The organism is Staphylococcus agnetis (assembly GCF_002901865.1).
GTDB classification, from domain to species: domain Bacteria; phylum Bacillota; class Bacilli; order Staphylococcales; family Staphylococcaceae; genus Staphylococcus; species Staphylococcus agnetis.
Map to the genome: position 1 here is coordinate 102,758 of NZ_PPQF01000008.1, position 9,857 is coordinate 112,614.

A 9,857-nucleotide genomic window follows, 5' to 3' on the forward strand; every position below is an offset into this window, starting at 1 on the left:
TAAATCAATCCTTTCTATTTGCCTGCAACGCGTGAGATTGGATTGACACGCCGTTAAGGAATGGCTACCTTGTGGCGTGATGATTAATTATTTTCTTTTTCAAGAATAAAATTCTTATGATCTTCTAATCTATCTGGATATACATTTAAGTACGTTTTATACATTGGTTCTCCCTTAATAGCATCATAATGATAGTTAGGAACAAGCTGTAACCTTTCACCTAAATTTATAGCTTCTTTCTTTAGTGATTCTATTTCTTTTAATGCTTTTTTTCTATCCTCGTGACTATCTAAATTTTTAAACATTAATGATATATATTTCTCGTGGAATTCAGTTATTTCTTCGAATGTAACTATACCCTCTTGCTCGTTTAATCTCTTCCTTTTTGCCAAAGTTTCATAATTTGCTATTGAAGTATTTAAACCACCTGACAAAATTTGTTTATATAAGTCTAAAACGTATTCGTAACTTATTCTGCTAATATCAATTTTTGACTCATTTAATAATTCTAATATTTTTATAGTTTCATCATATAAATCGTAGGACGAAAAGTATATATCACTTTCGTTATAGTAAGCTTTTTTGACATAATTATAAATTTTATCGAACTTAGAAAAATCATTTAAGGTAGGACTATAACCTTTTTCTTTAAGTTCATCAGATATCCGATGTATAACGTAACTTGGTATACCTAATCCTTTACTGTAATTTTCAATTTCATTAACGCCTATATTTCTTTTGCCGTTTTCATGATTTGATATGGTGTTTTGGCTAAATCCGGTTAGTCTACTCATCTCGACTTGAGTTAACTTCATATATTTTCTTAATTTTTTAATAATAGTTCCGTAATGTGTGGGTAATTCTGACATATTAAATCGCCTCCATTCTCCCAAATAATAACACATTAAGAAAAATATCTCAATTTGCAATATTTTTTGTTGATTAAAATATCTCATTATGAGATAATCTGTTCAGGAGGTGAGAAAATGGTTACCAAAAAGAATGAACTAAAACAAAAATATATAAAGCCTAAACAAAAGTTGAGGGAAGAAAGATTGAAAAGAGAATTGTCTACTACATATATGGCTCAGTTAATAGGAATAGATAGAAGACAATACGAGTTAAAAGAAAAAGGCATTTATTCATTTCATGATTATGAAATTAAAATAATTTCAGAGTATCTTAATATAAATAAAGAAGTCTTTTTTATTTAATTGATAATATCTCAAAATGAGATAAAAAGTTAGGTGATTATAATGCAACCATTTCTAAGTGATCAAGCTAGTCAGCAGTTAGTCAATAGCATAGTTAATATCGCTGAAAAATTAGCTTTGGAAAAAGTTAAGCAATCACGTAAGCGATATCTCATTCAAAAAGAAGTTATGGAAGAGTACAACGTGACTCATAAAGTTATAACTGAATGGGAAATGAATGGCTTACGGAAAGTTAAAATCGGTAAAACTATTCGCTATGACCGTCATGACATTGAAGATGTAATTGAACAAATGAAGAATTGAAACGCCTGCAACGCGTGAGAAATCAAACCTATTATGGAGGTTAATATGAAGAATATTTTATTGATGGTATTACTCGCTTACTTTTTACTAAGCACATTGGATTTTCATTTAGCAATAGCAGCATATTTTTACTGTGTGTTGACTTTGCTAGGAATTGAAGGACTAAAAAATATGGAGGTATTCAAGTATGGAAAATAATTTATTTAAAGAGATTTATGAAATTCTAGAATCAACTGTTAATGATCCTCGTTCAGAATTTGAACACAAAGTTTCTCAAGACGGTAAAGAATGGATTGAAGTGTACAACAGAGAGCAACATTTACAATTTGTTTGTGAGGTAGTTATGGAAATGATTGAAAATAATATTGATTTTGAAGGGGAGAAAGAGTAATGAATTGGGAGTTAAAAAACATCATTAGTGAAATTGAAATTGTAAAAGAGAAACTAGATGACATTACAACAGTACACACATGGTTTGTAGATGGGAATTATGTACTGGATGATATTTCATCTCATTCAGACTTAAAAGAATACGGGTTTAAGTATAAAGAGCATCGCATTCATAATAATCATATTTTAGATTTATTGATGGTTTATATGAAAAGATTTGATGATCTTATTAAAGAGATTGAACAAATAGAAAAAGCGTCATCAGCGAAGTTTGGCGACAGAACTGATAACGCATAGAAATAATAACACAAAAGCGTTTAGTGACTAAACACTATTGAAAGGAGTTATAAATACCATGTTTGATTTAAAACACGATGATGAACTTATGATTTTATTATATCAAAGTTTAACATCTAAAGGAACAGAAAATGCAAAAAATATTATGTGGTCTGACTGGTGCGAGTTTTTAACTCGTCCAGTTGTCAGCCATGATAAATACGCTAATAAGATAGCCATATACGGTGATGTTGCTGACAGTGAAGGTATATCACACCGTCGTTTAAAAGAAAATGTGATGTATCGACAAGTGTTTTCATTGGATTATGATGATATCGACGATATGAACCGATTTCTCGATAACGTCAAAAACAAGATGAGACACTTTGCTTACTTCATATATAGCACATATAGACATCGTGATGTTCATGATGAAAATGATCAGTCATTACGCCCAAGATTTCGTTTGCTTATTCCTGTAGACGATATCTTAGAGCCTGATGAGTATACAAAGTATGCTGGGGCATTATCGAGGTATATCGGGGAAGTGATTGATGAATCATGCTTAGACCCTATCCAATTATCGGCATTACCCGTAATTAGTAGCAAAGATGCGCCATTTCACTGGTATATCAATGACGCACCATTTATCACACGTGAACAATTGGACAGTTGTCTTGCGAAATACCCTCTCGCTGCAACTGAGGCCGAATCTCAGAACATCAATGTTGTATATAACAAACGAGGTTCAGAATATTGGCGTGATATTGCATGGGGTGTAGGTGAAGGCTATCGGAACCAGTCTCTAGCATCAATTATAGGTCATTTATTACGACGTTATGTTGACGCAAATTTAGCGTATGGCCTTGTGAGTGCTTGGGCGATGACCTGTAATCCCCCTATAAAACAAAGTGAAGTCAATAAAACGTTTAAATCGATTTTAAAAAAGCACCATAACATGTAGAAAGGGGTCTCATATGGAAGTAACTAAAAATGACGTCTTTAAAGATATTGAAGCACTTGAAAAAAGTGATGAAATATCTCAAGAAATCATACCTAAAGGATATGAAGTTGAACATCATCAATATGGTGTGGCATTGTATCAGATTATTCCAAGCAAAAAAGAGGGAGAACCTGACAAAAAAGTCTTTATTACAAGTACAATACCAATGATTACTGAACGATTTGAAGATATCGAAAGTAATGAAGTTAGTTTTAATATGAAATTTTACGATAACAAATATCCAGTAAATTTAAGTGTTAGTGCTGAAGAAATATCAGATCACCGTCAACTGTTAAAGTTGGTTAATAGAAAGCTCGATGTGACATCTTCGACTTCAATTAAACTTATAGATTATATCAATAAAGTTAAGCGTTATAACCCTCCAATTAATGTTAAAGTAGCGACACGACTAGGCCATGTTAAGCAATATTTTATTTATCCTTATCAAGAGGAAATGAAAAACAGCAATGTGAAATTATTTAATAACGATAAAGGATTTCAAAAGTTGATTAATTCGTTTTCTAGTAAAGGGACTCTACAAGATTATTCTGAAAAAGTATTTCAGAAAATTAAAGATTTACCAATGGTTATGGTGATGTTATATGCGTCATTAGGATCCGTTTTATTACGTGAATTTGGATTACCTCCGTTCATAGTAGAAATATCTGGGAGTACTTCTACAGGTAAGACTTTTACGTTGAATTTAGTATCAAGTGTTTGGGGGACAAGTGAACTTGTCACTTCATGGGGTTCTACAAAAAATAGTATTGAGGCAATGGCATCATTTTTGAATTCATTTCCAGTGTTTAAAGATGATACACGAAATACATCTCCTTATATGGTGACTGATACTGTTTATAATTTCTCAAGTGGTGAAAGCAAAGGACGCAGTAATAAGAATTTAACCATAAACGAAAAGAAAGAATGGCGAAATATCTTATTGTCAACAGGTGAAGCATCTATAGCGAATATGGCAGATGAAAAAGCTGGTGTGTCAGCTCGTGTCATTACATTGCAAGACCAGCCTTACCCAGACGATTTTGATTTTATAGCCCTAGATAAAGCTTTTAGAGAAAACTATGGCACATTAGGTATGACGTTTATAAAACAATATGAACTCAAAAAAGAGTCTTATAAAAAGGCGTTTGAAAGTTCACTGCAGTATTTCAATGAAAAAGGGACTAATGAAATCATGAAACGTTTAGGACGAGCTTTTGCCTTATTACAAATTACTGGCGAAATACTTAATGACATTGACGGTTTTGAACATGATCACTTTAAAATAATCGACCAAGCCTATAAGAGTATGGTTGAAAATAATAAAACTATAGACAAACCCAAGCAGCTACTGGAAGAAATATTGCAGTATTTGGATGCGAATAGAAATAACATTGCTGGTGAAGGTTATGACCAAGTTAAACATGGTGACCTCAAAGCTATATATAAGCGTGACTTCTTGTGCATATTAGGTGAGACTGTACACGATAAATTAGGTCATGAAATGCAGACTATTACAGGACAATGGGATAAAAAAGGTTATTTAATTAAAGGCGAGAAAGATCGTTTGCAAAAAAAGGTCAGTTATAAAAATGTTAAAAACAGAGGATTTGCTATAAAAAAAGAAATACTTGAAGAGTTGGGTTTTGATTTTTCGAATTCAAATCATCCTTATTCAGATTATTAACTGGTTCCCAAAGTTCCCGTGATGTTCCCGTTAAAAATGTGCAGTCGGGAACTCTGGAATCACTATAACTACAAGCAATTAATGTTTATAGTTCCCGAAGTTCCCACTAGATAATAATCTTATTTATTGTTTGAAAAAACAAAGGATATTTGGTTTTTTAAACTATATGACGGAAAACTTTTAGCGGGCACAACGGGAACTAAGTTTATTTAAAGCTTATGTATCAAGGGTTCAACTAGTTCCCGGTAAGTGTTTGGATTTGGGAACTCAACGGGTACTAGTTCCCACTTATAAAATATGGAGGTCAAAAATGACAACAATTACAGAACAAGGTCATCAACTTTTTAAAGCATTAAGTAACAGTTCAGCATTTAGAAAACATGTTAAATCGAATCAAGATGAAGTGATAAAAGGTGCTTGTTTAAGTGTATTTCTTGCACCTTCTGAACCACAATTGACGTTTGTAAAAAAGGTTGTTCAACTTCATAAGAAATACTATTTATATTGTGACAGTGGAAATTTTTTACTATTCACTAAAGATTTTAAAGGAATGATTAAATTTAACATCAGGAAGCCTAATATCAAATTTAAACAACATTTTAAGAGTAATTGGATGGTCGAAATAGATAATTTAAATTCTCTTAAAAAAGGCTATGGGAAGATGTTGTTAGAAGAAGTTTTAACGATAGCTGATGAAATACAATGTGACGTTTGCTTGTGGACGGAAAATCAAAGTAATACCTATTATTTTAAAAAGTTTGGATTTGAAAGTTATGGTTGTATTGGTGACGCAAAAGAAAACTTAATGATTAAAAGGCAGGTTATATGATATGAACATAGAAATTATCGCAAATCAATTTGAAACACGAGCAGGTACGTTATTAAGGTACTATACAGGTTTATTAGAAAGTAGTAGAGATAACAATTTCGCTTTTAAAATTTACAACGATCCTTTTGATGTAGTTTATATCGTTATGAGAGGTAAATTGTTTGGTCATGTATACATTAAAGATTGCAAAGTAAGACAATCGTTTAAATTAGCATCTCCTAAGCATACAGAGGGGCTTATAAGAAGTATAGAGGGGCATTATACAGGATATGAACTACATGACGGTACAACGCTTTCTATAAGCGATATGATGGCTAAAAGTCTATTTGAAGATGAGTATTTCATGTATGGATTAGAAACCTTTGTCGAAAGTAATAACACGGACATGTTTGAGTACATGGAAGGTGGAGTGAATGTTGAGGAGTTAGAAGGGGTTCAATCTAGTAATGCTGATGTGATAGGCAATATTGTAGTGTTGTATCAGTTGGCTACAGGAATAAATGAACCCGCACATGAGCTTGTTGAGGGGCTTAAATTAGTAACGGAATTTGTACAAGATGAAAAGGCTACAAAAGAGGATTACAAAGCGTTAGAACGTAAATTGAATGATCTAAAATCGTCTTACTATAGTTTGAGTAAATAATGTTATGAGGGAGTCGCGTGTATTATGTGGCTCCTTATAAAACAACGGCAAGGTTTGTGCAAGGTATAGCAGTTTAAAACCCAAAGGTTTCCCAAAGGTGCGAAGAATTTAAATTTGAGAGGCGAGAGGAATTAAAAAAATTATATAACGTTGATACTAAGCTATTTTATAGTTTTGAAAATGATAAGTTTATGTAAAGGTATTAGCTTTTAAAGCCCAAAGATGAGCAGCCTCTGAGAACAAAGAAATAGGAAAGGTTTAAGGAAGGTAAACAAGATTAAAAAGGGCGAGGAATAGAATGTTTCAGGTAGAAATAAAACAATGTTTTATACAAAGGTTATACAAAGGTTTCTGAAAAAATACCAAGTTTATACCAAGGTTACAAAATGGTGAGAAAAAGGATAGGTAGGGGCAATTGAATCAATTAGAAGTAAAAGCCTCAAGTTTTTCCGTAGGTTGTAAAATAGTGCGATTTTAGATAGGTACGAAGAATTTCGTCAATAAAGAAAACTAAAGGTAAGTGTTTTTTGAAATTGATAAAAGTAATAAGGTATACGAAATTTGAAAGAGATAAAATATGTTAATGTTCGTTATTTTTTGAAGAGGGCAAAAGTTTTGTTGTTCGTATTTTGTTCGTGTAAAAAATGAGAACTTAAGTTCTGTACTAATTACTACATTTTACTACAAAAAAGCTTTTTTATAATTGTTTTAATAGGAATGCGAAATGTTGCTAAACAACTGATATAATGCGGTTTATAGCGAACATAAGTTTGATTTCAAGGTGTAAAATTGGTATAATTAGAGTAAGGAAATAATAGGAAGTGTGGTGAGACAATGAGCGAATTTGAAGTGAAAGAAAAGACGTACAACTTACCGAATGAACACCGCCAAGTACTCAATGTGATAAGAAATACGTCTAATAAATATATTACTAAAACAAAGCTGCTTAATCAATTGGGATATGAAGTCAATAAGGCTAACAATAGATGGTTAACACAAGTCATTACAAGCTTAATCATTAATTATCATTATCCTATCGGATATAGCTATAAAAAAGACGCTAGGGGCTATTACATCATCAAAACACAAGCCGATAAGGTAGAAGCTATCAAAAGTATTAAAGGTTTAATTGAGGGCAGTCAGAACCGTTTAAAAGCCCTAGAAGATATTGAAGTGTAACATGATAATTATGAAATGAAAGAGGTTAACATAAATGAAATCAAATCATTTATTTGAAAAATATTCCGATGAAATAAAAGGCTACAAAGAAGAAATTAATAATTTAGAATCTAAAATTGAAGATACTACAAAGACTATTGAAGATCTATCTTCCAAATATAAAGAGTACATAAAAGTTGGCAACGATAATGAAGCTGATAAGACGTTTAATAAGATTTCTAAATTAGAAGATGAGAAAGCAAAAGATATTAAAAGGTTCGAAACTAAAAAGGAATTATTTAACAGCATTAAACGAGAAAAACTCATAGACTTATTGTTGAATAGGAAGAATATTCCTGAATTATATCAAGATGAAGCACAAGGTTTAGCACGCGAGTTAGAAGATACAATCGAGCAGTTTAATAATGTTATTGATAAAATCAACAATGTGAATGAAGAATATCGAAAAGATATGCTTAAGTTCGATTCCTTGATAGATCAAAATGAAATGAAAAAAGATGATTTATTTAGACAACGATATGGCGAAGTGATTGTACTTTACCTCAATAACTTTCTTATTAATACAAAATCAATTCGTTTCAATGAGCACCAAAAATTGGAGGTTGAGAAATAATGCAATTTAGTAAAACATTAGAATCAATAAATAATGCTGAATTAGATGAAAACCAACGCTTATCAATTTTAGAAGCGCTTAAAGAAGATGTGAACGATGAGGAAAAAAGAAACGTAAGAGATGTTCCAACTATTTCAGATTTAGCTGATGAAGTAAATATTAGAAAAAACAAATAGACAAAAGCCAAGCCTTAATTGGTTTGGCTTTATTAAGTAGTGGGGTGGATAAATGAAACTGAGTAAATCTAAGAACGTTTTATATTATCGTAATAATGGCAATAAGCTATCCGAATATCAACTATTAACACAATTTAACCCAGTGTTTATTAACAAGAAAATTCAGATGTGTGAGTATCAAATCGAGAGTATGTATCATATGAATACGTCTACGACAACGTGTGATGAAATATTTGGCGTTGTGTCCATCTCTTATCCTATTGAAAAGTTGGCTATTAAAATTATTGAGGCGAAAGCTGGCTTAGTAAATTATAAAAAACGTTCTATGCGTAATATGGAGATATTAAAGTCTGTCCTTAATCAATATTCTGAAAAAGAAAAGAAACAAGTTGTAAGATACATGCGTTCTAATGGTCGATATAAGCCCTATAACGTGATTGAACGACTACAGGTCGATTTATACCACCTCAACATTAAACAACGTATAGCGCGTCAAAAACAAAGGGATATGATGATTGAAAATAGTAAGCGTGAACGTGTGAATGAGTATCATAAGAAACCCATGTTAAAAGTGGTGTAACTATGGATAAGCAGCACATAAAAGACTTCATATTTCGCTATCATAAACAAATTGATAATGATGACACACTAAAAGATGATGATTTCAACACTGATGACTTCTTTAACGTTGGCAATACGGTTACAAACGAATGGATAGAAACTGATAATGTAGATGATCACATTCTAAAGAATCACTTAGAGATGTTAGTTGACCAAGTGGCATCAGATAAAGAGTTCTATATCTTCGATGCCTTATTACATGGACGGAGTTACAAAGATATTAGCCAAGTCTTAGAGTGTTCCACAGAATCAGTCAGACAATTGTTTGGAAAATTATTAGATAAAATGATGGAGGTGATAGAATGAGTGAATTAACACCCAGACAAGTCCGTTTCGTGAATGAGTATATTAAGACACTAAACATCACGCAAAGCGCTATAAAGGCAGGATATGCGCCAAATTCAGCGCATGTGACGGGAAGTAGATTATTACGTAATGAAAAGGTCGATGAATACATCAAAAGTCAACAGGACAAAGTAATGGACGACAGTATTTTAACTGCTAAAGAGCTATTACATCTTTTAACCAATGCGGCAGTTGGTGATGAGACTGAAACAAAAGAAGTGGTGGTAAAACGAAGTTCATTTGAAAAGAACCCAGACACTGGACGTATGAACCTCGTTTATAATGAACATGTAGAGCTTATCGAAGTGCCAATCAAGCCAAGTGATCGTTTAAAAGCAAGGGATATGTTAGGTAAATACCACAGCTTGTTTACAGATAAATTAGATGTGAGTCTTGTGACACCAGAATTTGTTGATGATATATCATCTGTTGATAGTTAAAAATACTTAATATTAGTGATTTTAATGATATGATGGAAAATTACTAATAAAGTCTATTGTAAATGTTTATACAATATCATAGTATAAATGAGCGACCCTTTATTTGTAATATTATGCAACTTTGTAAGTAGTGCTTTAGAG

The 9,857-nt window shown here is 32.0% G+C and carries 15 protein-coding genes; 14 read left to right on the forward strand and 1 reads right to left on the reverse strand.

Features of this window, described 5'->3' with window-relative positions; genetic code table 11:
* Positions 1 to 83 precede the first annotated feature (83 nt).
* Positions 84 to 869: a helix-turn-helix domain-containing protein gene (locus tag CD172_RS01475; protein WP_103345246.1), complete on the reverse strand. Its 786-nt coding sequence runs from the start codon at positions 867 to 869 to the stop codon at positions 84 to 86.
* Positions 870 to 986: 117 nt separating this feature from the next.
* Here CD172_RS01475 and CD172_RS01480 point away from each other — a divergent pair, with 117 nt between their 5' ends.
* The 14 genes from CD172_RS01480 (at position 987) to CD172_RS01540 (ending at position 9,716) form a co-directional block, all read left to right on the forward strand.
* Positions 987 to 1,214 (forward strand): helix-turn-helix transcriptional regulator, encoded by a 228-nt coding sequence (locus CD172_RS01480; RefSeq protein WP_103345247.1) that lies wholly within the window; start codon positions 987 to 989, stop codon positions 1,212 to 1,214.
* 42 nt (positions 1,215 to 1,256) lie between these two features.
* Complete coding sequence (locus CD172_RS01485; RefSeq protein ID WP_103345248.1) at positions 1,257 to 1,517, forward strand: MerR family transcriptional regulator; 261 nt, start codon at positions 1,257 to 1,259, stop codon at positions 1,515 to 1,517.
* A 187-nt stretch (positions 1,518 to 1,704) separates the two neighbouring features.
* Complete coding sequence (locus CD172_RS01490; protein WP_103345249.1) at positions 1,705 to 1,908, forward strand: TscA family type II toxin-antitoxin system antitoxin; 204 nt, start codon at positions 1,705 to 1,707, stop codon at positions 1,906 to 1,908.
* Positions 1,908 to 2,204 carry a type II toxin-antitoxin system toxin TscT gene (gene tscT / locus CD172_RS01495; RefSeq protein ID WP_103345250.1) on the forward strand — a complete coding sequence of 99 codons (297 nt, stop codon included), beginning with the start codon at positions 1,908 to 1,910 and terminating at the stop codon, positions 2,202 to 2,204. The genes CD172_RS01490 and tscT overlap by 1 nt, the downstream gene beginning before the upstream one ends.
* 58 nt (positions 2,205 to 2,262) lie before the next feature.
* Positions 2,263 to 3,147, forward strand: a complete 885-nt coding sequence (locus tag CD172_RS01500) for a primase alpha helix C-terminal domain-containing protein (RefSeq protein ID WP_103345251.1) — start codon at positions 2,263 to 2,265, stop codon at positions 3,145 to 3,147.
* Positions 3,148 to 3,160: 13 nt separating this feature from the next.
* A complete protein-coding gene (locus CD172_RS01505) occupies positions 3,161 to 4,870 on the forward strand; it encodes a DUF927 domain-containing protein (RefSeq protein ID WP_103345252.1) in 1,710 nt (569 codons plus the stop codon).
* A gap of 310 nt (positions 4,871 to 5,180) precedes the next feature.
* Positions 5,181 to 5,699 (forward strand): GNAT family N-acetyltransferase, encoded by a 519-nt coding sequence (locus CD172_RS01510; protein ID WP_103345253.1) that lies wholly within the window; start codon positions 5,181 to 5,183, stop codon positions 5,697 to 5,699.
* A gap of 1 nt (position 5,700) precedes the next feature.
* Complete coding sequence (locus CD172_RS01515) at positions 5,701 to 6,342, forward strand: pathogenicity island protein (RefSeq protein WP_103345254.1); 642 nt, start codon at positions 5,701 to 5,703, stop codon at positions 6,340 to 6,342.
* An 834-nt stretch (positions 6,343 to 7,176) separates the two neighbouring features.
* Positions 7,177 to 7,521, forward strand: a complete 345-nt coding sequence (locus CD172_RS01520) for a pathogenicity island protein (protein WP_103345255.1) — start codon at positions 7,177 to 7,179, stop codon at positions 7,519 to 7,521.
* Between the two features lie 34 nt (positions 7,522 to 7,555).
* Positions 7,556 to 8,134: a coiled-coil domain-containing protein gene (locus tag CD172_RS01525; protein WP_103345256.1), complete on the forward strand. Its 579-nt coding sequence runs from the start codon at positions 7,556 to 7,558 to the stop codon at positions 8,132 to 8,134.
* Positions 8,134 to 8,310: a hypothetical protein gene (locus tag CD172_RS12655; RefSeq protein ID WP_165805581.1), complete on the forward strand. Its 177-nt coding sequence runs from the start codon at positions 8,134 to 8,136 to the stop codon at positions 8,308 to 8,310. The genes CD172_RS01525 and CD172_RS12655 overlap by 1 nt, the downstream gene beginning before the upstream one ends.
* Positions 8,311 to 8,362: 52 nt before the next feature.
* On the forward strand, positions 8,363 to 8,890 hold the full coding sequence (locus CD172_RS01530) for a spore coat protein (RefSeq protein WP_103345257.1): 528 nt from the start codon (positions 8,363 to 8,365) through the stop codon (positions 8,888 to 8,890).
* Positions 8,891 to 8,892: 2 nt separating this feature from the next.
* The gene (locus CD172_RS01535; RefSeq protein WP_103345258.1) at positions 8,893 to 9,237 is read left to right on the forward strand and encodes a sigma-70 RNA polymerase sigma factor region 4 domain-containing protein; all 345 of its coding nucleotides are present in this window, start codon (positions 8,893 to 8,895) and stop codon (positions 9,235 to 9,237) included.
* The gene (locus CD172_RS01540) at positions 9,234 to 9,716 is read left to right on the forward strand and encodes a terminase small subunit (RefSeq protein ID WP_103345259.1); all 483 of its coding nucleotides are present in this window, start codon (positions 9,234 to 9,236) and stop codon (positions 9,714 to 9,716) included. Before CD172_RS01535 ends, CD172_RS01540 begins: the two co-directional genes overlap by 4 nt.
* Positions 9,717 to 9,857 lie beyond the last annotated feature (141 nt).